This window comes from Colwellia sp. MT41 (assembly GCF_001444365.1).
Classification (GTDB): Bacteria; Pseudomonadota; Gammaproteobacteria; order Enterobacterales; family Alteromonadaceae; genus Colwellia; species Colwellia marinimaniae.
In genome coordinates, this window is record NZ_CP013145.1 from 3,584,484 (window position 1) to 3,607,753 (window position 23,270).

The following is a 23,270-nucleotide window of genomic DNA, read 5'->3' on the forward strand; positions in this document are numbered from 1 at the left end:
TACCCCCGACATTTTATTTTCAGGATGATAAATGACCAGCTTGATTCACCAGCTCATTAGTTTTAGTGCCCAGCGCTATCCCCATGCGATTGCGCTGCAAATAAATACTAACCAGCTTAGTTATGCTCAACTTGATAAAGAAGTGAAGGCAGTCGCACAAGGTTTTTTGTCCCTTGGCGTTAATCAAGGTGATCGAATAGGTATTTACTTAGCAAAAAATCAACAGAATGTGCAAAGTATGTTTGCCTGCTCATTACTCGGTGCCGTGTTTGTGCCCATTAACCCTGTGTTAAAAGCCCAACAAGTTCACTATATTGCCAATGATTGCCAAATAAAATTGCTTATCACCAATAAGGCTAGGCTAAAGGCATTAACACCCATTCTGGAAAAATTCACTGAGTTAGTGACCATCATAATCATTGATGCCGAAGAGCAAGCATTAGCGCTACAGTCTTTGCCAGAGCAATTCATTATTATCAATTGGCAAGCATTAATAGTTCAAGAGGAAAAGGCAATAACAGCGCGAAAATGCTCTATTTCCCCTAATGATCTAGCCGCCATTTTATATACCTCTGGTAGCACAGGGCAGCCGAAAGGTATTATGCTTAGTCACGAAAATATTATGCTTGGCGCAAAATCAGTTAGTCAGTATTTACAACTAACCACTGACGATAAAATTTTATCGGTATTACCCTTAAGTTTTGACTATGGCCTAAACCAGTTAACCAGCTGCTTCCTCGTGGGCGCCACATGCATATTACTCGATTACTTAATGGCGAGTGATGTAGTGAAAGCCATTGAAAAATATAAAATTACTGGCTTAGCCGCAGTGCCGCCACTGTGGATGCAACTGAGCAAGGCAGCATGGCCAAAAGGCGCTGCACAATCAATGCGTTATTTTACCAACTCAGGCGGTGTACTACCCTCAGCAACGTTAGTTACCTTACGAAAAAACATGCCCAACGCTAAGCCCTATCTTATGTATGGCTTAACGGAAGCCTTTCGCTCTAGTTTTTTATCGCCCCTGGAAATAGACCACAAGCCCAACTCAATAGGCAAAGCAATTCCTCATGCGGAAATTCTAGTTTTACGAGAAGATGGTAGTACCTGTGATAACGATGAAGTAGGTGAATTGGTTCATATCGGCCCGTTGGTAACGTTAGGTTATTGGCAAAATGAGGCCGCTACTGCTGAGCGATTTAAAGAAACGCCTAAACAAGCAATAAATGCGCAAGGCACACCACGAGCAGTATTCTCTGGTGATTATGTAAGCCGTGATGTTGACGGATTTCTCTATTTTGTTGCCAGAATAGACACCATGATTAAAACGTCTGGCTATCGGGTTAGTCCAACTGAAATAGAGTCGGTACTATTACAACTACCACTGGTAGATGAAGCCGCGATAATCACTAGCCCTTCGGTAGAGCTTGGTCAAGCTATCATCGCACTGATTGTCAGTTCAAATGACAACCAAGCATTATCAACAAAAAAAATCCTCAAACATTGCCAATTAAATTTACCTAACTACATGATACCAAAAAAGATATTTTTTTTATCGGCATTACCTCGCAATGCTAATGGTAAAGTAGACACCAAGCTATTGCAGATGAATTATAACAACAAAAACGTACTCACTTAATTAGATAATAACTGGCAGCAACATGAAACAATCACAGAGCTATTTAACGACATCACTCAAGGACATCCCACCGACAAGTAGTGAACTCTCTATTGGTAATATCCCTTTAAGTCAAATAGAAAAACTGGTGTCAACGACACCGTTTTATGCTTATGACCGACAACTCATTATCAATAGGGTTAAGCAATTAAAAAACACCTTACCAAAAGAAATTTCTCTGCATTACGCCATAAAAGCCAACCCATACCCTAGTTTAGTGCAATTGATGGCGGAACAAGTGTCAGGTTTTGATGTCGCCTCAAAAAAAGAAATGCTCTTGGCAATTCAAACAGGAATGCCGGTAAATAAAATCAGTTTCGCTGGCCCAGGTAAAACTATCGATGATATTGAAGCCGCCATTATCGCCGGAGTAACGCTACACGTTGAGTCAGTAGGTGAAATAGCTAAAGTAGAATTAGCGGCCAAGCAATTAAAGCGCAAAGCAAATATTGCCCTGAGAGTAAATCCTGCCTTTGAGCTTAAAGCCTCGGGCATGAAAATGTCTGGCGGAGCAAAACCTTTTGGTATAGATGAAGAGCAAATTGCTCAAGTGCTTAAGGACCTGCCGTTAAAGCAAGTTAATTTACGCGGTTTTCATATTTATACTGGCTCACAAAACCTTAATGCCGAGGCTATCATGGCAGCGCAACAACAAACATTTGCCTTAGCACAACAATTAGTTGAGTTAACACGCAAAATAACCACTATAAAAATAGATTACCTGAATATTGGTGGTGGCTTTGGTGTGCCCTACTTTGCTAATGAGCAGCCATTAGCCGTGTCAGCAATTGCCGATAATTTACAGGCACTTTTGCAGCAATATAAAACCTTGACTGACGGGGTCGAGCTGATCTTAGAGCTAGGGCGGTATTTAGTCGCCGAAGCGGGTATTTATGTCTGTAAAGTGGTTGATATTAAGGTTTCCCGTGGCACAAAGTATTTAGTGTGTGATGGCGGTTTACATCATCACCTCGCTAACTCAGGCAATTTTGGCCAAGTCATTCGCAAGAATTACCCGCTAGCAATAGGCAACAAACTCAATAGCAAGGAACTAGAGCAAGTTAACATTGTCGGGCCCTTATGCACGCCGCTTGATATTTTAGCGGACAAAATTATGCTACCTAAAGCCAGCCTAGGTGATTATGTCGTAGTCTTTCAATCTGGCGCTTATGGCGCTTCAGCAAGCCCTAAGGACTTTCTAAGTCAACCGCAATTAAGCGAAATATTACTTTAAAGCGCAATTTGACATTAATTATAGCTAAATTGAGTTAACGACTATACTGGTATTAGCCTAGTTATTTACAATTTCATCATGGAATAATAATGAACTGGAATCAACGATTATTAAGCACTCCTATTATTGCTAATATCACTAAAAAAATCATCTCCGCTAAGGCAAGTAGAGAAGCGCATAGTATTGCAGAACATTTCACCCAATTTTTACAACCTCATGTTGCCGTAGACCAAGCATTAAAAGAAGAAGCATTTAAAATACGTCATAATGTTTACTGCGAAGAACTCGCTTTTGAAGAGGTGAGAGAAAATGGCCAAGAGACTGATGAGTTTGACGAGCAATCTATTTTCTCTTTAATTAAGCATAAACCTTCGGAAACATTTACCAGTTGTGTGCGCTTAGTCACCTCAAATGGTCCCGAGCAATTACTGCCCATAGAAAAGTATTGCCTAGACTCTATCACTAACGAAGCGCTTAGCCCTAAGCGCTTTAACCGTGCTGAAATAGCTGAAATTTCACGATTAGCCGTTAAAGCTGATTTTCGTCGCCGTAAAGCCGATCACTACAAGGGCTCGGGCACCGGGGTAATTAGTGAGATTAGCTATTCGGAAACAGAATTACGTTGCTTCCCCTTTATTGCCATCGGATTATATATGGCGGCAGCAACCATGGGCATGAATACGGGAATTCGTCATGTCTATGTGATGATGGAACCGAGACTCGCGCGCAGCATGAAGTTTATTGGCATATCCTTTCAGCAACTTGGCCCTACTGTTGACTACCATGGCTTACGCGCGCCCTATTACATCAGCCCTGAAATATTTATGAAAGACCTTTCACCTGGCTTTAAAAGTCTTTATAAAACGATTGAAAAAGACATCTGCTTGCAACTGAAGCAAATGAATCTAACTTAAATTCAGCTAATATACATTAACAGCACTCAACAGCGGCTTACCGCTAAGTACCTGCCATGTCACCACAGCTTGCTTCCCTCATTGAAAATGTCCTAGCAACAAAGTCACGTTTTTCATCTGCCCCTCAGCAACTTGCTCGATTTATGCGTGGTACAGAAGGGCTCGATAACTTTGACAACAAACAACGACAGCTGATGGCCGTGATTACACTGACTGACGTTAGCGAAATTAAACTAATACTTGATTTAGCCAACCAATGTGCCAAGGATGAAAAACTCGCTTTTTCGTTGTACCCCATCAGTACCGGTAATAATTGGGGTTATGGTACTAGCCAACCGACCGGGCTAGCTAACAATATTATTCTTTTAGATTTAGGTCGCTTAACAAAGATAACTCATTTTGATAGCGAGTTAGGCCTAGTTACCATAGAGCCAGGAGTCACTCAACAACAATTAAGTGATTTTTTACATCAGCATAATCATGATTATATGGTGCCCGTCACGGGTGCAGGCCCGAGTTGCTCCCTATTAGCTAATGCTTTAGAGCGGGGCTACGGTATAACGCCTTATACCGACCATTTCAGTGCGGTTACTAGTATTCAAGGCTACTGGGCTAACGGTAGACCCTATCAATCTGCCGTTTATGAGTTAGATGCCAGTGAGGAAAAACTGGTAGATAAAACCTTTAAGTGGGGACTCGGTCCTTATTTAGAGGGACTATTTACTCAGTCAAACCTTGGTATTGTCAGCCAAATGACCCTTCGCTTAGCGAAGATAAAACCAGATTTCACGTCCTTTTTTATTCAAATGGCCGATGATAGCCTACTTGAAGCCGCCGTACCTTTGATCAGAGAGGTGTTGCAAGATTATGAAGGTATTGTTGGTTCAATTAACCTTATGGATCAGCGGCGCTTATTGTCAATGTTTGCCAAGAACCCTAATGGTAATGATGCTCATCAAGTCATGCTCAGTAACGATATTAATAAACTAGCGAGCGAGCTAAGAGCCCCTAGTTGGACTATTGTCGGTAGTATTTACGGCAGTAGCAGAGTTGTTAAGGTGGTAAAAAAAGAAATAGACGACATTTTCAAACAACTACCATGTAAGCGTATTTACTCAAATAGCCTAAGCATTATCCTAGCAAATAAAACTATCGATATTTTGCCCGCATGGTTAATCAATAAAGTACCGATGTTAACTACGATCGCTGAGCAGCTTGATTCTTTTAATAAAGGTAAAGACATAATGCTAGGCAAGCCCAATAAAGTTGCCTTAAAACTAGCCTATTGGCGCCATAAAGACGCTGATGGTTTTGATAAAGATAAGCTATCACCTGGTCAAGATGGTTGTGGTTTACTTTGGTATGCGCCATTAATTCCCATGAAAGCAAATAAAATGCGGGAGTTTGTTGAGTTTATTAGAGCAATATGTCCAAAATTTAATATTGAACCTTTTATTACGTTTACCAACTTAAAACACGACTGCGTTGACAGTACCATCCCTATAGTCTTTGATTTAAGCAATCCTAAAGCCGTTAACGATGCCCATAATTGCTTAAAAATGTTGGTAGAACAAGGCCTGAAAAAAGGCTTTGTACCTTACCGGCTTAATATTGATCAGCAACAATGGCTACTCAATAAGGACAGTGATTTTTGGCAAACGGTTAATCAGCTAAAAAGCAGCTTAGATCCAAATAATATTTTGAGCCAAGGACGATACAACCCAAACTAATACCCGATAAACGGCTATTTATCGGGCTTTATCTATATACCCGTTATAGGGCAAACGGGTTTAAATTAGGCAAAAAAAATAAATCTTCATAAAAGAGGATGAAATGACTAGTTATTCACTTCTGTAGAATATTTCTTCCAGAAGACGCCGTACATATGTCCCTATAGGCTTGGCTTTGCCATTCTTGGCAAAGACACTTCTTCCAGAGATACCCTACATCCGTTAATTTGCTGTTATTTGTTTACTAAACTTTCAAATAGTGAATGATTTAAACCCGTTACCCGTTACCCGTTACCATTAAATGGTTAAAGTAACTAAAAACTAGTAAAGCATGGCGGCACTAGGGTTTAATATCATTAATAAACTTAAGCGCTCTAAAGCACAATAATCAACGGCATTTTCTAATATCTTTTTATCGATGCAAAGTAGCTCTAATTGCTCTTTTGTTAACAAGTCACTGTAATCTATACTTTGCTCTTTAAACAGCTGGTTTTTGCTCATCACCCGTTTAGCAACATATAACAGCTGTGTTTCGGTACTGTATTGACTTAAGTCGTCAACATCTTGGTCACGAATGGGAGCAAAAATGCTATAAGGTAATTGCCATTCTTTTAGTAGCGCGGCTGAGCACTCCCCGTAAGTAAAACCAAGCACCTTATGTTGCTTAATCCAAGGCAATAAATTGATATCCTGACTTTCGCAAGCACTATGCTTATCAGCGGTCATTTGATGAACCAGCAACTCACCTAAATTATGTAGCAAGCCTAAAATAAATAAGCGCTCTGCATGGGCAATGCCCAAGCTAGTACCTAAAAACTTCATCAGCAAAGCACAATCGATACTTTTTATCCAAAAGTCCTCAAGGTAATCTTGATTGGCATCAATATTCTTAAAAGCTTCTGTGGTAAAAAAAACAATGACTAGGTTATAAACTTCGGTGATCCCTAACACTAACACGGCTTTAGAAATGGTATCTATTTTACCTGGGTAACTAAAAAATGGACTATTCGCTAGTTTTAAGACGGTACCTGCAAGCGCGGGATCAAGCAGAATAACTTCTGAAATATCATCTATGGTTGAAGCTTCATCATCAATTAACTCCCTGATCCTAATAAAAGAATCAGAAAAAACAAAAATTTCACTCGCTTGCTGTACATAATCATCTGCGGTCATCTTTTTCCCTTAAATACTGCAGTCTAAAATTCCGATATCTTAAGTTGCTTAGCCAATAATACCTTCGCTCTTTGGCTAATTACAGCTAGATGTAACTATATGATATATCAATTCTCAAATTCAAGTTACTAATAGTCAATACTTATTTGATATGAGCTAAATTTCCGCATATTTATTACGCCCTTATCAAAAATCAAATATTGACCTTTAATACCCATAAGTACTCCGCTAACCGTGGCAGTTTTATCAAAATTAAAAGAGCTTATTTTTGTTAAATACTCACGCACAGGGAAATGAATATCTTGCACACTCTCATTTAACTCTACAACCGCATCACTGCCAAATTGCAGCCTAAGTTCAGATAAGCGAAAACTAATCTCAGGAATTAACTCCTCTGCTTTTGCTTTTAGATCAAGCGGCTCTGGCTGCCCTTTTAACATGGCGCGCCAATTAGTTTTATCACTAATAAATTCAGCTAGCGCGGTCTCGACCAGACCTGACTGCAAGCGGGTACTCACTTTAAATATCGGTAAGGCTTGGCAAGCACCTTGGTCTATCCAGCGAGTGGGCAGCTGAGTGTGTCGGGTTATACCTACTTTTAAGCCCGAGCTATTCGCTAAATAAACATAATGATCAACCATACAGTGACTTTCACCCCACTCAGGCTCGCGACATGTGCCTAAGTGAAAGTGGCAAGTTTCTGGTTTCATAATACACAAATCACACTGGGCAAGTTTACTCATACATGGGTAACAATAGCCCTGCGAATAACTCTTTTTGGTGCGCTTACCACAATGTTTACAAGCTATATTACCAGTAAAATGTAAACTGATGGTTTTACCTATTAAGGGATTTAAGGCAATACTTTGTTTAGTTCCATCTCGGCTAAGACTAGCTAAAGGCAGTTGATACTGTACTAAATTATTACTATCAAGTTGCGCGGTAAGTTTTTCTATCGCGCCGACTTCACTCATTGGCATAATGGCTCTCTATTTTTTATCTTGTATTAGGGTTTTTTATTTTTTTTCATCAAGGACGTTTGATTTTTTTGCTGTGCGACCGCAAAGACTTACCTGCTTTTAGCCAGGAAAATTTAACCGGGTTTATCTGACACTAAAATTGCACTTTTTTTCGTGTTTGTTTAACGACTTTTCGATTTGCTTTGCTAGCTAAGCGCCTCTTCACCGAACCTTTGGTGGGTTTGGTCGCTCGTCGACGTTTTTGAATGACCATCATGGCAAGAATAAAGTCTTTTAAACGCGCTAGGGCATCCTCTTTATTCATTTCTTGGGTACGAAATTTTTGTGCTTTAATGATAACAACACCCTCTTTGGTTACGCGACTATCTTTAGAAGTAAGTAAACGCTCCTTATAGATTGTTGGTAACGAAGAACGCTTAATGTCAAAACGTAGGTGAATAGCGGTGGCGACTTTATTAACACGCTGACCACCATTACCCGTCGCACGTATTGCACTCAGCTCTATTTCCCAATCCGCTAGACTGACATTGTTTGATATTTCAAGCACTTTTATTTACCATGATTACTTTTACTTTATTTACCGCTAATTATTGCTTTATATGACAGAAGATAACAAAACGACAACTTGGTGGGTTTATTTCCTCCGCTGTAACGATAATAGCTTATATGCTGGCGTTACCACTGATATTCAGCGCCGAATTGCTGAACATAATAACAGTAAACTGGGCGCAAAATATACCCGAGCAAGACGACCCGTGAGCTTGGCTTACCTTGAAGCAGCTGACAATAAAAGCTCTGCTTGCAAAAAAGAGTATCAAATTCGCCATCTCACTAAAGCCAAGAAAGAACAGCTTGTCAGTATTTTCAACCACAAGTAACAGGTCTGCTCAGTTAGAGATATGTACCTTTTTTTCGATTTAAGGTAAAACTACTGTAGACTGCTGGGATCGAATACGTTTTACTCAAAATGAAGTTGTAATGATGTCTATTAAAGAAATGTTTATTGAAAATTATTGCCCTCTTAGCGCTGATAAAATCAGCTTCACCCGCCAACAAGCCAGTGACTTTGCTAAGCAGGTAGCCGATGACTTTAACCCTTTACACAATATAGACGCTAGACGTTTCTGTGTGCCTGGTGATTTACTGTTTTCAATCATTATCGCCAAATCTGGGCTGCATCAAAAAATGACTTTCAATTTTTCCGGCATGGTTAACGACAAAGTTCAGCTGATTTTTCCACAGAAGATTGAAAATAGCTTCGATATTAAAGATGAAAAAGATAAAACCTACTTAACGGTTAGTGCCAGCGGTAATAAAACAATGAACCCTGTCATAATCAATGCACTAACAAAAGCATATGTAGACTTTTCTGGCCGCACTTTCCCTGATATTTTAGTTAAGTTAATGGCTGAAAATAAAGTCATGATCAACCCTGCTCGTCCTATGGTAATGTATCAATCAATGTCTATTGACTTACATACCTTAGAGGCTGAATCAGTCACTTTACAACTGGCTAAAACCAGTTTATCTATAGATGGTAAACGCGGTAATGCTTGGCTTGAATTTGATTTATTATCAAACGGTGCTGTTATTGGACACGGTAAGAAACACATGTTATTAAGTGGCTTGCGTGCTTATGAACAAGAAGCTATCGATGCTATGGTTAAGCAATACCATGCAAGTAAAACAAACTACCAAGCTTAAACGGGTCAGTTAATTACCGGTTGTACTTTTGTTCAAATACACCTTGTTGTTGTTGTTTATCTTCACTGCAATAAGCAAAAACATTGAGATTTTTGGGACGCTGGCACTTAATGGGTTGCTGATAAAACTGCAACCAAGCCCATTTCTTATCTCCTTGATATTTTGCTTTGATTACAATCGCACTGCCTTGATTAAACCTTGCCACTTTATTTACTAACTGGGACGTTTTTATATTCATTTGGCTGTAATGAATGCTGTTCTTCGCCAGTTTCTTTTTCTTTGACTGCTTTTTTGACTTTTTATTTATTTTGCCATATTTCACCTTAAATGACGCCAAAGAGCTATGTTCACACTGCCACCATTTATCTCTCGCTTTATCCTCTTTAACACGTAAAGTTTCACCTCTCTTTAAAGAGTAGCCTTTACGCTGCATGGTTTGAATATGATGGAGCTTTGCCAATAAAGGTTTACATCTTTTTTTAGCTGCTGTAGACGCGCTAAATGTTAAAAGCAACACCGCGATAAAGGTATAAATAACAGTAGGGTACGTAATTATTTTCATCCTAGCATCCTTGCTAACCTAGTTAACGACAGCACATAAAGCTCAGCCACTTGGTATTAATCATTAAGGTATTCATTTTTAAAATATAGACTAGACTTTACTTTTTACCAAGGTCACGATACACGGAGGTTAGTGATGCAGACATATAGTTTACTGATTTTCTTTACACTCTTTTTAATAAGCTGCTATCCCTTAAAAGCACAACAAAGTCCGCTAGCTGAGCAACAACAGCATAAGCCAACTAAACCTAACTTACAGCATGGTGTAAGTTACCAAGAAGTAGCAGATATAAGTCAGTATTTTGTTTCTGAAAAACTTGATGGTGTACGCGGTTACTGGGATGGTAAACAACTAATCACCCGCCAAGGTAATTTAATAAATAGCCCGCATTGGTTCAGCCAGTATTGGCCGACCTACCCTATTGATGGTGAGTTATGGATAGCACGAGGTCAATTTCAGCCATTACTTTCCTGTGTTAGCAAACGACAAGCAGAAGAAAACAAAACGATTAGCTGTTGGCGAAACGTCCGCTTTATGATGTTTGATCTGCCAGCATACCAAGGAGACTTTGCTAAACGAGTTAAAAAAATGCGGGCTTTATTAATACAAGTGCCATCGCCCTATTTAGCTATGATCAGCCAAGTGCGCGTTAACAGCATAAATACCCTTGAGGATAAATTGCATGACGTGGTCACCGCTCAAGGTGAAGGGCTTATGCTACACCTTGCCAGTGCCCACTATCGAGTAGGCCGAAACCCAGCGTTAATGAAACTGAAAAAACATCAAGATGCCGAGGCTATCGTCATTGCTCATACTAAGGGTAAAGGTAAGTATCAAGGACAGCTTGGTGCCATTGAAGTTAAAACAGTCAATGGCATTATTTTTAAGATAGGCTCGGGCTTTAGTGATTACCAACGTGCCCATCCACCAGGAATTGGCACTACCATCACCTTTAAGTACAACGGTTTAACACAAGCGGGTATCCCAAGATTTGCCCGTTTTTGGCGGATAAAGGCCATTGCCCACAAAGATAACCCTAAAGCCAGTGACATTGTTAGCTTGGTTGATAAGTAAAAATCAGCACTTTAAGACCTTTACCCTGATGTGCTTCTTTAAAAACTTCGGGGTTATCGAGGCGCTGCTCAAATTGACAATCTGGGCATTCACGCGCCACTTCTGCTTTTAAAAAGTTTTCATCTAAATCGGGGGAGTTTAAACATAACATCAAGCTAGCTCCAGCATTGAGCCATTGTGGAATACGGCGGATTATTTTAGCGTAATCACGCTCGATATTAACACTACCTTTTTGAAATGAAGGAGGATCGCACACTAAAATATCGTAGGGACCATATTTTTTAATGCGACTATTTGATTTGAATATATCAACGCCTTCAAAAATTATTTTTTTACCTTGTTTTTTCGCCAAATGATTAAGCTGGTGGTTTTCCCTCCCCCTACTTAATGACGCTTTACTTAAATCTATATTAACGGTTTTGCTGGCGCCACCAGCGATGGCACTGACCGAGAAGGCACACGTATAAGCAAAGAGATTAAGGACATTTTTTCCCTGGGCATGCTGCCTTAACCACGTTCGGCCGTTACTCATATCCAAAAACAAGCCAGTATTTTGTGCCTTGCCAAATTCGATATGATAATTAAGCCCCTGCTCGCTGACAATCGTATTACTTACTGGCTCCCCTAATAACAACTCTGTCGGGGCGAACTTTTCATAGCGGTGCTGTACTTGCACCGAGCGACATTCTTTAATCAATGATTTTAAGGCACTCGCTTGTTCCGCCAGCCACTTGCTATCTACCGCTTGATATAAGGTGATAAGCACAACGGGAGATAACCAGTCAACATTAACGTGGTTTAAGTTAGCAAAGGCATGGCCTCGACCATGAAATAGTCTTTGCGCGTCGGTAAAGTCAGTGGCGGTAATATGTTCTATCATGGTTAAGTTATCGATTAATTAATAATAAAAAACGCCCAATAGTAACATTTACTAATGGGCGTTGAAATCGGTTAGAGCGTTTAACTAGAAACCAAATAAGCTGACCGCGAAAAATTTTGTCGCTACGGTATTAATGAAAATAAGTAAGACCACGGCAGGGATAAAAGTACCCAGTGAGAAGTTAATATATTTTTCCACCCATGAGCCCTTATAGTTTTCATTACCAATACTTAACTCTGCAGATAATTGCTTCTTCTTCCAGCGATAACTAACAAACACACACAATAAAAAGCCATTTAACGGTAAAATAGTATCGTAGAAAACATCATAAATAACATCAAAAAATGACTTAGTGCTGCCAGCATAGGAAGTGAACTCAGTAAAAAATGGCACCATACCGAAGGATGCTGTGGCAAATAAAGTTAATACTCCAGCAGTAACGGTTAAATAACCTAAGGCTTTTTTACGGGTTTGTTTTTTCTCAGTAACCAAGTAGGACACAGGTACTTCGATAATAGAGACTAAGGAGGTGATAGCAGCAAAAAAGACTAATAAGAAGAAGAATGCCGCCACTGCACTGGCACCAACATAACCAATTGATGTTTGCAGCGCTAAAAATATTTTCGGTAAAAAAGTAAATATTAAGGAGACTGAACTGTCACTCAACTCACTGGGATCGATATCAGGGTTAAATGAAAATACCGCCGGTAGAATCATTAAGCCGGCAATAAATGCCACGGCAGTATCAGTAATCGCAACCAACTTGGCAGAATTTGGAATATTAGTTTCTTTATTTATATAAGAGCCGTAGGTCAGTAAAATCCCCATACCTAAAGACAAGGAGAAAAAGGCCTGGGATAGGGCGCCATTAACCACGCTCGGCGTTATCTTGCTCAGATCTGGCACCAAGAAGAAGGCCACTCCGGCCATGGCATTATCAAGGGTTAAGACAAAGATAACCATGATGATAAGCATCACCAGTAACGTCGGCATTAAAATTTTAGCGGCTTTTTCAATACCATCTTTTACCCCTGCAGCAAGTATAAAGCTGACAATCCCTGCTACTGCTACCAAAGCAATATACAAGTAAGGGCTATTAATAAACACACCAAAACCAGCATCACTTGCTAGGAAATCTAAATGTCCCATTAAAGTTAACACTATGTAACCAAATATCCAGACCGTAATCACCATATAAAAAACAGCAATCATAAAGGGAGTTAACACCCCTAAAAAACCAGCAGCACCCCAAAATTTACTACCATGGCTTAAGGTTTTAAATGCGCCGACAGGTTCTTTTGCCGTGTTACGACCAACGGCCATTTCAGCAATCATTACCGGTAAACAAATAAAAAATACAAAAAGCGCATACAGAAGCAAAAAAGCTCCGCCACCATTTTTCGCGGCATTAACCGGAAAACCGACTAAATTACCAATACCCACCGCAGAGCCTGCGGCCGCTAATATAAATCCCATTCGTGAGCTAAAGTGCTCTCTAGAAGCCGACATACTTACCCTTTTTTATAATTATTATGATAACGTGATTAAACTGCACTCTCGATGCTAACAAGCTTTAGTAACTTTGTCTTGTTTTTAGCTAAGCTTTGCTTTTACCAAGAAAATACCAAAGTGGCACTGTGTATATTCTTGATTACACACTCAAATAGAGCAGGTCACTTGTTAGCTTTTTGAACTGTTCTCAGGTAAAACACAGATAACTAATTTTTAGGTCAGACATTTAATGAAAAATTCGCTCATCATTATCACCTTGTTATCTTTTTGTTGCTATTGCCCAACGAGTAATGCGCAAAAGAAGATATACTGGTTCAGCGACGATGCCAAGGACTATATTCAGTCAATTAAAAACTCGAATGTGCCAAGTTCTATGGTAATAGATACCACCCGCTTATTACTGGCTTCCTTACCTCAATACCAATTTAACCTTGAGTTTGCCCAAAGCCCAAGTATTGCGCGCTTATTAAAAAAACTGCCCAACAGTTGCGCACCTAACCGGATTAAAACACCTGAGCGACTAAAAGATAATATTTATAGTTCACCGCTTAATATTGCACTGAATTTACGCCTATATTATAAAAAGAGGGACGCATCTAGCATTTTACCCACAAACGCCCTTGATAATAATAAGCGCTTAAAATCATTAGCGGCGTTATTTACCGGTAAATCTACCTATACCTTAGGCATTGATGCAGGCCGCTCTTTGGGGATGTTCTTAGATAAACAAATCGCTACTTTACCGCCACATAACCTAGTGATTAGGAGTGGTGGTGAAGCGACAACTTCCCTAGTTAAAATGCTATTAAAAGAGCGAATAGACTACATCGTTGATTATCCGGTAAGTGTCAATAAAGCGTTAAAACATTCTTCAACCGCCTGGCCACTAGCCTCAGTAGCAATCGCGGGTTCTCCTGGTTATATTGTTGGTTATGTCGCTTGTCATAAAGGCCCTTTAGGCCAGCAAGTTATCAACGATATTAATCAATCACTACAAAAGCTTTATCTTAGTTATCCGTTTTATCAGGCACACACGCGTTATTTGGCCAGTAAAGATTTAGTCAACTTTAATCAAGCTTATCAAGCCGTGTTTCAAGTGCAAATACCACTAAAAAATGACCATTGAAAAGTAAAGGCTAAAAATCAACGCTGATTATTTATTAGTCAAAAACGCAGAGAATCATTAGCTCAGTGCCATAAATACTCACTGAGCCTAGATGAATTATCTAGAAAAAAGTTTTGGATTCATAATAGATAAAATACTGGTCGCTTCTTTTTCAGCATACTCAGCTGCTTGCGCTAGATCTTCAGTAGATAAACCCAGTGACCGACATAAAGATTCATCAATCACATCATCATAAGAAAACTCATCACTGTGGCTATCAATTAACGCCAGCCGGGAAGCTAAATTCAAAATTTTGACATCTTGATTAATTTCAATACTTGAGGCAGCATGAAAGTGGCGAATAGGTAAAATAATTTTTTCAGGGAGTTGCCAAATTTTTAGTAAATCTGCTGACACATCGGTATAGGTAAAACCTAAGGCCAGCTCTTGCAACTGCCAAGGCAGCTGATCTTTATTATATTTCTCACAACGCTGAGCCAGTTCAGGATTTAGTTTAGCAACCAATAACTCGCCAAAATTTTGTAATAAGCCGGCAATAAATAAGCGCTCAATATCACGCTTTCCTGAACTAATAGCAAGGTTTTTAGAAGCCAGACCACAATAAACACTCATCCGCCAAAAGCGTTTTAAGTCAATGGCTTGATTGGCAAAGTGCTTAAAAGCTGAAGCGGCAACATCGACCAACATCATATTATAAATAGCTTGTGTGCCAATGATGGTAATCGCGCGCGAGATAGTACTAATTTCACCTGGAAAACTATAAATAGCACTGTTGGCTATTTGTAATAGTCGCGAAGTCATGGAGGGGTCAATACCAATAATATCGGCAAAGTCAGCAATTTGCGCGCTGTCATCGGCCATTAAGGCTTTTACTTTAAAGCAGGCATCTGGCAGAGCAAACGAGCCATTAGCTTGTAATGCATAATCATGTGCGTTCATAGTAGCTCCTTGAGATACGTTATTTAAAAAGTCTAGACCTTAAATATATAGCAAAGCTACTTGCGCTTAACAATATTAATTTCATCTTAAAATCAGGTAATTACCCTAAATCAAGCTAGTCTAACGGTACGCCACTGTCATGCTTAATATGCTCTGTCACCATGTAAGTACTCGTTTGCGCTATGGCTGGTAAGTCGGCAATTTTTTCTAATACCAGGCGGTAACCTTCCATATCAGCAAAACGAATTTTCAACAGGTAGTCATAACCACCGGCAATCAAATGACATTCAACCACTTCTTTAATGGTTACCACGGCATTTTTAAATAGTTTGAAGGTATCTGAGGTAGTACGGTTTAGGGTAACTTGCACAAAAGCTGTCATACCATAATTGAGTTTACTCGCACATAACAAGGCGCCATAACGCTCAATATAACCTTCGTTTTCTAAGCGTCTGACACGATCTAAACAAGGACTGGCACTCAAGTTAACCTTTTTAGCTAACTCAACATTTGAAATTCTGCCATCGGCTTGTAGCGTAGATAAAATGACCTTATCGATACGGTCTAGGGGCTTTATTTTGTTAATAGTCATATCAGCATGATTTAATAGGGGCTATTGTTAATATTGCCATATTATACCAGTTTCATTAACTTTGTGATCTTGTTGTGCACCGGAAAAATAAATTAAAGCAAGGCGCTCTTTTGAGCAATAGTTGGCTATTGCTCAATCGAGAGCAACACCGCCTTGGAGTATGTTAACCCGCACAAGTGGGCAATAATTTAATGAAATTGGTATTAATATTAGTAAAAAGCATAACCTCAGCAAAAAAAAGCACAAGTACAAAAAAAACGCGAACGTTTACTGGCCAGTAAACGTTCGCGTTTTATGTTAATTAACAACTAAGTTGTTATGGCAATTAATACCAACCTCACTAAATATGTGATCATTTCTACTTGTTAAAATCACCAACTACGTTGTTATTTATTTAATAATTAGCACAACTAGTTATAAAAATAAATGCCTTGTATTTGGTCTTTTTTCCTACGTATAAAACAGCTCACCTAATTAATGAAACTGGTATAACTAGTCCTCTTCAACCAGAGTCATTAGTGAAGTATTACCTCCAGAAGCTGTGGTATCTATGCTGATGGTTTTTTCCGTCAATAAACGCTGAATTAAATTATCAAAATACTCAGAGCTTATTACCGGTAAAATAGCGCCAACACGTTGTGCTAATTTTTCACTGACATAGTGTTTACTTTCACAATGACTATCAACGACCACACCCGATAAAGCTGGATGGCTAAGCAGTGTTTCTAAGTGACATAATTTAGCGACTTGGAAAACATCTTTACCAGCGCCGGTCGTAATAAATTTGTCTCTAAAGGCCAATGCTTCTTGGTAGAACAAGTCAGAAACAACAGTAACTACCGTATTGCCCGTAGCAAGCGCTGTCACTATAGATAGCACCCAGAAGTGGAAACTAACTTTTTCATCGGCATAACAAATAATATTACCGCGGTTTTCTAAGTAAAGTATATTTGATTCACCTGTTGGTCCAGGTAGTTCTTGCGGATTTTTCAAGCGTTTTTCAATACTAATTAGCTGTGAGCGTGCGGCTGCTAAGGTACGGTTTAAATCATCGGCTAAATCATCAACAATTTCTACGTGAGCAATCTTTGCAAGTAACTGACGTACACATGAAATTCGGGTAATTAGCTCAGTTGAGCGCCACTCTTTCTCTACCCAGTTAGCTTTGTCCATTATGCGTGTTGCTTCATGCTTTTCAGCGGCACTGCCCGTTAAAGTGGCAATTTTCTCTGCCGGAAAGTTAAAGGCGTGAGTATCTGGCGTGGCTTTTTCTTTGACTAAACGAGTTAGGTAGTTTGGACCACCGGCTTTAGGGCCAGTGCCAGAAAGGCCACGACCACCAAAAGGTTGTACACCAACAATAGCACCAATCATATTACGGTTAATATATATATTACCAGCACGCGATAATTTGGCTAACTCAATGGCTCTATTCTCTATACGGGTATGAATACCCATAGTGAGACCAAAACCAGTGCCATTAATTTTATCAATAACACTTTCAATTTCATTGCCTTTAAAGCGAACAATATGCACACACGGACCAAAAACTTCTTGCTTTAATACGCTAATATCATCAATTTCATATAAGCGTGGTGCAAAGAAGAAGTGACCATCTTCAGCCACTACTTCATCAGAAAACTCACATTGGTATAATAATTTACCGTGTGACTTCATATAATCGGCATGAGCATTTAGGGCATCAAGTGCTTTTTGATCGATCACTGGGCCAATATCCGTACTTAATTTTGCTGGGTTACCAACATGTAATTCCGCTAAGGCACCTTGTAACATGCTAATAACTTGCTCAGCAATATCTTCTTGTAAAAACAGTACCCGCAGCGCAGAACAACGTTGGCCAGCACTTTGGAAGCCTGATGAGATCACATCGTCGACCACTTGCTCAGGTAACGCGGTGGAGTCAACTATCATACAGTTTTGGCCACCAGTCTCGGCAATTAATGGCACTTGCTCACCACCACGTTCAGCCAAGGTTTGCGAAATTAGTGTCCCTGTTTCGGTAGAGCCAGTAAACATAACCGCTTGGATACGGCTATCAGGAATAATGGTATTACCTACCGCACTACCGCGAGCAATTACCACTTGCACTACGTTTTCAGGTAAGCCTACCGACTTCATCAGTTCAATGGTGCGCAGTGCAATTAAACCGGTTTGTTCCGCGGGTTTTGCCAAAACAGTATTACCCGTGGCAATAGCGGCGGCAACTTGCCCTAAGAAAATAGCCAGTGGGAAGTTCCATGGGCTAATACATAACACCACACCCCGTGGTGTTAGTCTTTCATCGTCATTTAATTCAATAGCGCGGGCGGCGTAGTAGCGACAAAAATCAACGGCTTCACGTACTTCATCAATACCATCTTGGGCGACTTTACCTGCTTCTTTGATACACAAAGCAATGAGCTCATCCATATGGCGTTCTATAATATCAGCAACCCGACCAAGTAACTCGGCACGTTCAGCTACTGGCGTTGTTGACCAAGTGTTAAAAGCCGTTTCAGCCTTATCAATCATCGCCAACATATCATCTTTGCTGGCATGTTGATGAAAACCTATAATTTCACTACGATTAGCTGGATTCCTTACCGCTTTAGCTCCTTCAGGTACCTCACTTTCAGTAAGTAAATGCTCAACAAACCAAGTATCTAAGGCCGCTTTTAATGGCATTATTTCATTAATATCGGTTAAATCTAAACCTTTTGAATTATTACGGCCTTGCTCACCTTCACCTTGGTAAAGATCCATTGGCAGTGTTATTTGATTATTGTATTTAACTTTTAAGCGCAGGGTTTTCTCTACTGGATCTTCTAATAAGTTTTCCACCGGTTGCGAATTATCAACAATGGCATTAACAAATGACGAGTTAGCACCATTTTCCAATAAGCGGCGCACCAAATAGGCCAGTAAGTCTTCATGATGCCCTACTGGGGCATAAATTCGACATTGAATGCCTTCCTCTCTAACAATTTGATCATACAAAGAATCACCCATGCCATGTAGACATTGGAATTCAAAGCCCTCTTTATCATCACCGGCTAGCTCAACAATGGTTGCCGCAGTATAGGCATTATGGGTAGCAAATTGTGGATAGATAGTATCGCGGTATTCTAGTAATTTGTTGGCACAAGCATGATAAGAAACATCGGTCGAAGATTTACGAGTGAAAACAGGAAAATGACTTAAGCCATCTTTTTGGGCATTTTTAATCTCAGTATCCCAATAAGCCCCTTTAACTAAACGCACCATCATTTTTCGTTTCGTGCGCAAGGTTAATTCACGCAACCAATCGACCACAAAAATGGCACGTTTTTGGTAGGCTTGTAGCGCTATACCAAAGCCTTGCCAATCACCTAAGTCACTATCACTAAACACAGCTTCAATAATATCTAAGGAGATTTCTAAACGCTCGGATTCTTCAGCGTCAACCGTTAAACCAATATTGTATTGCTTAGCTTGTAAACATAGCGCCTTTAACTTAGGAACTATTTCTGCCATTACCCGTGCTTTATGAGAAAACTCATAACGTGGGTGAATGGCAGATAATTTAATTGAAATACCTGGCACTTTACGTGGATCGTTCTTACCTGAAGCAAGAGCTACCTCACCAATGGCAGTGATGGCATCTTGATAGGCTTTAAGGTACCTATCAGCATCGGCCATAGTGCGCGCTCCCTCACCCAGCATATCGTATGAATAGACATAACCTTGCTGTTCTTTGATAGCTGCGCGTACAGTAGCGGCTTTAATGGTTTCACCCATGACAAACTGCTTACCCATAATTTTCATGGCATAGTTCATAGAGGTACGAATAACAGGCTCACCCAGACGACCAATGATCTTCTTCAATAAACCAAATTGGTCTTTTTTACGTTTATCAGCATAATCGACCATAGAGCCAGTAATTAATAAGCCCCATGATGATGCATTAACAAAAATAGAGTCACTGGCGCCTAAGTGAGAGCTCCATTGACCTTGAGAAATTTTATCGCGAATAAGTTCATCTTGAGTATGTTTATCGGGTACACGTAATAACGCTTCCGCCAAACACATCAATACCACACCTTCTTCTGATGAAAGTGAATACTCATTAAGCAACGCATCAATTGCGCCATTACCTTCTTGGTCTTGACGAATTTGTAACACCATTTTACGGGCACGTTCCCAAGCACGACTACGAGCGCTAACATTGACTTCGGCAGCAGGTAAAATATGGTCAACGGCAACATTTTCATCTATACGATAAAATTCACGGATTTTTTGTCTAATCGGGCAATCGGTAATTAATGAACCAGTATAAAGCATGGTTATTTCCTCAAAGGCGAGCAGGTTAAATCCTGCTTTAGTTATAGTCGAATTGCTATTAATAAAAATATTATTAGTAAATGACAATATTAATTTTATAAGTGCATTTTAGGAGAGCAGCCACAGAATGTGCTGGTTATTTTGCGGGTTTTCTGAAGTTTTATAGGGAATAATATCAAGTTGACAGCAGAATATACTGAAAAACTCTAGTTAGCTGACTTGCAGCAGTAGTGACTTGCCTGTTAGTTACTCATTTTTTCAATAATATAATCCGTGGCGTCGTCCGGTGACATAGGTTTAGCAAAATAATAGCCTTGTCCGTATATGCAGCCTTTTTGCTGTAATAACTCAGCATCGGCCAAGGTTTCAATGCCCTCACCTATGGTTGCCATTTGTAAGTTGTTCGCTAAATCTACTATGGTGCGAATAATAGCACTATTATTATCATGCTCATGGACATTGCTAATAAAGGAGCGATCAATTTTCAAGACATCAATGGGGAAACGGTGTAAATAACCTAAACTTGAATAGCCGGTACCAAAATCGTCTAATAATATTTTAACCCCCATATCCTTTAGGGCTTGCATATTGGTCAGTACGATCTCAGCATTTTCCAACAAGGCGCGCTCGGTTAACTCAACCCGCAGGTTGTGGGGAGCTAACCCGGTGTCTTTTAATACCTTGGCAATATCTTGCGGTAAGCTGGTTCTAAAAAATTGTTTAGCAAACAAGTTACAGCTGACATAAAGATCATGACAGCCTAACTTATCTTGCCAAAGCTTCAGTTGCTGGCAAGCTTTTTCAATAATTTGCAGATCAATTTCTTGGATTAAGTCCGTTTCTTCAGCCTGTGGGATAAAATCATTAGGATAAACAAAACCACGTTTGGTACTTTGCCAGCGAGCTAACGCCTCAAAACCTTTAAGCTCTCGGTTATCGAGTTGCAGTATTGGTTGAAAATGAGGAATAAACTCCTGCCAAGCAATCGCTTCGCGAATATCCGCCTCAAGGCTTAAGGCGTTTTGCACTTTTTGATGCATACTGTCATCAAAAACTTCATAACGCCCTCTGCCATTATCCTTGGCATGATACATAGCCGTATCAGCATCCCTTAGCATGGTATTAGCATCATCATAACGTTTATTGCTAAACGAAATACCAATACTGGTACCGGTGTAAACTAACTGATTATCGAGAGTAAAAGGCTGTTGAAGAAATTTGGTGATGCGCTGTGCTACGTCAAAGGCTTCTTCATTTGAGCGTAAGTCTTCAATTAAAATTACAAATTCATCACCACCTATGCGAGCCACGGTATCTTTGTCACGGACAATAGCGAGTAACTCTCGGGCAATGATTTTTAATAACAGATCGCCAGCATGATGTCCTAAACTATCATTAACCACTTTAAAGCGATCTAAGTCTAAAAATAGCACAGCAAAAGAAAAATCATCTTTGCGCTTAGCGCAAGCAATAGCGTGATTGAGTAAGTCAAGAAACACGGTTCTGTTAGGCAGACCGGTTAAACTATCATGGGCAGCAGTATGCTGTAATAATTTCTCCGCCTGTTTACGCTGAGTAATCTCATCTTCGAGTGCCAATGTGCGTAATTTAACTTGCTGTTCAAGTAATTCATGGCTGCGCCGCTCAAAATCAGCTAACTCTCGGCGTTTAATGGCGACCGAGACATGGTTAGAAACGAAATTAAGTAACTCCGCATCTTGCTGGTTGTATGTGGTTTTATAGTGATAGCTTTGTAACACCATAACACCGAGTAATTGGCCTGAATAAATTAATGGCACACCAAGCCAAGAGTGAATATCGTCTTGCGGTTTAGCCGTTTCACCGGCAAGGTGCAAACTCATCATTTCCGAATAGGTCAGTAACACGGTTTCTCTACGGCGCAACACTAATTCGGAATAACCGTTAGAGAGTTTTCTCGGTTTAAAATCTTTGATTAAATTACTGGCATGTTCATCTTGATAATAAGAAAAATGCAGCGTTTGGCTATCATGTTCGTATTTGGCAATAAAGAAGTTCTTAGCATTAATCAACTGGCCAATAATATTGTGCACCTTACTATAAAAGGTACCTATATCTAGTTCGATATCCGTGGTTAACTCGGATATTCGATATAATGACTCTTGTAATAATTCTGATTTTTCCCGCTCACGAATTTGCGCCATTAATTCTTTAGTGCGAGCATTAACGGCATTTTGTAAGCGTTGTTGATCTTGCAAACGCACCATAGCACCAACAACATGTTGGGCAGCAAAAGTAAGTAGATTTAAATCAGAGTCGTTATAGCGAGTTTTTTCATCATAACTTTGTATGGTGATAGTGCCTATGACTAAGCCATTGTGCAGTAATGGTACCCCTAACCAGTCAGTACCTCGAGAGCCAAACTGTTTAATTTTATAGTTATCGAAGAGCTTTTGTTCTAACTCAGGCGTTAGCAGTAACGGCTGTTTTGACTCAATAACTAAATTAGTAAATGAGCCCTCATAATCTTGATAATCGATAAGCCCTGAGGGTTTTTCATCTTTTTCATCGATAAAATATACAAATTCTAAGGTATCAAACGTTTGATCGTATAAGACAATAAAAAAGTTTTTCGCGGTCATTAACGAGGCAATGGTGTTATGTACTTGTGGATAAAAGCTATCTAGATCAAGACACTCTTGCGACAAGTGATTCAGTTTAAATAATGCGGTATAACGCGCTTGTAAGTCGGCATTTTTTTTCTCTAAAAAATCAACATCCTCAGTCAGTTTAACAATACGTGCCTCTTTAGCACATATTAACTGTTCTGCGGCTTTACTTGTTTTCGCCTGTTGATTTGCTACTTTCAAAAT

Annotated in this window: 18 protein-coding genes; 8 read left to right on the forward strand and 10 right to left on the reverse strand. The window is 39.7% G+C overall.

Annotated elements, in window-relative coordinates:
- The first annotated feature begins 31 nt into the window (after nucleotides 1-31).
- The 4 genes from CMT41_RS15220 (at nucleotide 32) to CMT41_RS15235 (ending at nucleotide 5,556) form a co-directional block, all read left to right on the forward strand.
- A complete protein-coding gene (locus CMT41_RS15220; RefSeq protein WP_058027743.1) occupies nucleotides 32-1,639 on the forward strand; it encodes an acyl-CoA ligase (AMP-forming), exosortase A system-associated in 1,608 nt (535 codons plus the stop codon).
- 22 nt (nucleotides 1,640-1,661) lie between these two features.
- Complete coding sequence (locus CMT41_RS15225; RefSeq protein ID WP_058027744.1) at nucleotides 1,662-2,912, forward strand: pyridoxal-dependent decarboxylase, exosortase A system-associated; 1,251 nt, start codon at nucleotides 1,662-1,664, stop codon at nucleotides 2,910-2,912.
- Nucleotides 2,913-3,001: 89 nt separating this feature from the next.
- Nucleotides 3,002-3,826, forward strand: coding sequence for a PEP-CTERM/exosortase system-associated acyltransferase (locus CMT41_RS15230; RefSeq protein WP_058027745.1), 825 nt, complete (start codon nucleotides 3,002-3,004; stop codon nucleotides 3,824-3,826).
- A gap of 56 nt (nucleotides 3,827-3,882) precedes the next feature.
- Nucleotides 3,883-5,556 (forward strand): FAD-binding protein, encoded by a 1,674-nt coding sequence (locus CMT41_RS15235; protein ID WP_058027746.1) that lies wholly within the window; start codon nucleotides 3,883-3,885, stop codon nucleotides 5,554-5,556.
- A gap of 321 nt (nucleotides 5,557-5,877) precedes the next feature.
- Here CMT41_RS15235 and CMT41_RS15240 read toward each other — a convergent pair whose 3' ends face one another.
- The 3 genes from CMT41_RS15240 to arfB form a co-directional block, all read right to left on the reverse strand.
- Nucleotides 5,878-6,729 (reverse strand): HDOD domain-containing protein, encoded by an 852-nt coding sequence (locus CMT41_RS15240; RefSeq protein WP_058027747.1) that lies wholly within the window; start codon nucleotides 6,727-6,729, stop codon nucleotides 5,878-5,880.
- 128 nt (nucleotides 6,730-6,857) lie between these two features.
- Nucleotides 6,858-7,709, reverse strand: a complete 852-nt coding sequence (locus CMT41_RS15245) for a DUF2797 domain-containing protein (protein ID WP_057182418.1) — start codon at nucleotides 7,707-7,709, stop codon at nucleotides 6,858-6,860.
- A 133-nt stretch (nucleotides 7,710-7,842) separates the two neighbouring features.
- Nucleotides 7,843-8,256, reverse strand: a complete 414-nt coding sequence (gene arfB / locus CMT41_RS15250; RefSeq protein ID WP_058027748.1) for an alternative ribosome rescue aminoacyl-tRNA hydrolase ArfB — start codon at nucleotides 8,254-8,256, stop codon at nucleotides 7,843-7,845.
- 52 nt (nucleotides 8,257-8,308) lie between these two features.
- Here arfB and CMT41_RS15255 point away from each other — a divergent pair, with 52 nt between their 5' ends.
- Together CMT41_RS15255 and CMT41_RS15260 are read left to right on the forward strand one after the other, a co-directional pair.
- Entirely contained in the window at nucleotides 8,309-8,587 is a 279-nt protein-coding gene (locus CMT41_RS15255; RefSeq protein WP_057182422.1) for a GIY-YIG nuclease family protein, read from the forward strand.
- Between the two features lie 100 nt (nucleotides 8,588-8,687).
- Nucleotides 8,688-9,413: a DUF3581 family protein gene (locus CMT41_RS15260; protein ID WP_438819270.1), complete on the forward strand. Its 726-nt coding sequence runs from the start codon at nucleotides 8,688-8,690 to the stop codon at nucleotides 9,411-9,413.
- 13 nt (nucleotides 9,414-9,426) lie between these two features.
- Here CMT41_RS15260 and CMT41_RS15265 read toward each other — a convergent pair whose 3' ends face one another.
- The gene (locus CMT41_RS15265; protein ID WP_058027749.1) at nucleotides 9,427-9,975 is read right to left on the reverse strand and encodes a hypothetical protein; all 549 of its coding nucleotides are present in this window, start codon (nucleotides 9,973-9,975) and stop codon (nucleotides 9,427-9,429) included.
- Nucleotides 9,976-10,110: 135 nt separating this feature from the next.
- Here CMT41_RS15265 and CMT41_RS15270 point away from each other — a divergent pair, with 135 nt between their 5' ends.
- Nucleotides 10,111-11,049 carry a DNA ligase gene (locus CMT41_RS15270; RefSeq protein WP_057182426.1) on the forward strand — a complete coding sequence of 313 codons (939 nt, stop codon included), beginning with the start codon at nucleotides 10,111-10,113 and terminating at the stop codon, nucleotides 11,047-11,049.
- Here the strand turns inward: CMT41_RS15270 and CMT41_RS15275 are convergent.
- Together CMT41_RS15275 and CMT41_RS15280 are read right to left on the reverse strand one after the other, a co-directional pair.
- Nucleotides 11,030-11,929, reverse strand: coding sequence for a class I SAM-dependent methyltransferase (locus CMT41_RS15275; protein ID WP_057182428.1), 900 nt, complete (start codon nucleotides 11,927-11,929; stop codon nucleotides 11,030-11,032). The genes CMT41_RS15270 and CMT41_RS15275 overlap by 20 nt on opposite strands.
- An 84-nt stretch (nucleotides 11,930-12,013) precedes the next feature.
- Entirely contained in the window at nucleotides 12,014-13,438 is a 1,425-nt protein-coding gene (locus tag CMT41_RS15280; RefSeq protein WP_057182429.1) for a sodium-dependent transporter, read from the reverse strand.
- Nucleotides 13,439-13,670: 232 nt separating this feature from the next.
- Here CMT41_RS15280 and CMT41_RS15285 point away from each other — a divergent pair, with 232 nt between their 5' ends.
- On the forward strand, nucleotides 13,671-14,567 hold the full coding sequence (locus tag CMT41_RS15285) for a hypothetical protein (protein ID WP_057182431.1): 897 nt from the start codon (nucleotides 13,671-13,673) through the stop codon (nucleotides 14,565-14,567).
- 96 nt (nucleotides 14,568-14,663) lie between these two features.
- Here CMT41_RS15285 and CMT41_RS15290 read toward each other — a convergent pair whose 3' ends face one another.
- The 4 genes from CMT41_RS15290 to CMT41_RS15305 all read right to left on the reverse strand — a co-directional run bounded on the left by CMT41_RS15290 (nucleotide 14,664) and on the right by CMT41_RS15305 (nucleotide 23,267).
- Complete coding sequence (locus tag CMT41_RS15290) at nucleotides 14,664-15,506, reverse strand: HDOD domain-containing protein (protein WP_057182433.1); 843 nt, start codon at nucleotides 15,504-15,506, stop codon at nucleotides 14,664-14,666.
- A gap of 115 nt (nucleotides 15,507-15,621) precedes the next feature.
- Nucleotides 15,622-16,098, reverse strand: a complete 477-nt coding sequence (locus tag CMT41_RS15295) for a winged helix-turn-helix transcriptional regulator (RefSeq protein WP_057182435.1) — start codon at nucleotides 16,096-16,098, stop codon at nucleotides 15,622-15,624.
- Between the two features lie 492 nt (nucleotides 16,099-16,590).
- The gene (gene putA, locus CMT41_RS15300; protein ID WP_057182438.1) at nucleotides 16,591-20,418 is read right to left on the reverse strand and encodes a bifunctional proline dehydrogenase/L-glutamate gamma-semialdehyde dehydrogenase PutA; all 3,828 of its coding nucleotides are present in this window, start codon (nucleotides 20,416-20,418) and stop codon (nucleotides 16,591-16,593) included.
- A gap of 242 nt (nucleotides 20,419-20,660) precedes the next feature.
- Nucleotides 20,661-23,267: a sensor domain-containing phosphodiesterase gene (locus CMT41_RS15305; protein WP_057182696.1), complete on the reverse strand. Its 2,607-nt coding sequence runs from the start codon at nucleotides 23,265-23,267 to the stop codon at nucleotides 20,661-20,663.
- Nucleotides 23,268-23,270: the final 3 nt, after the last annotated feature.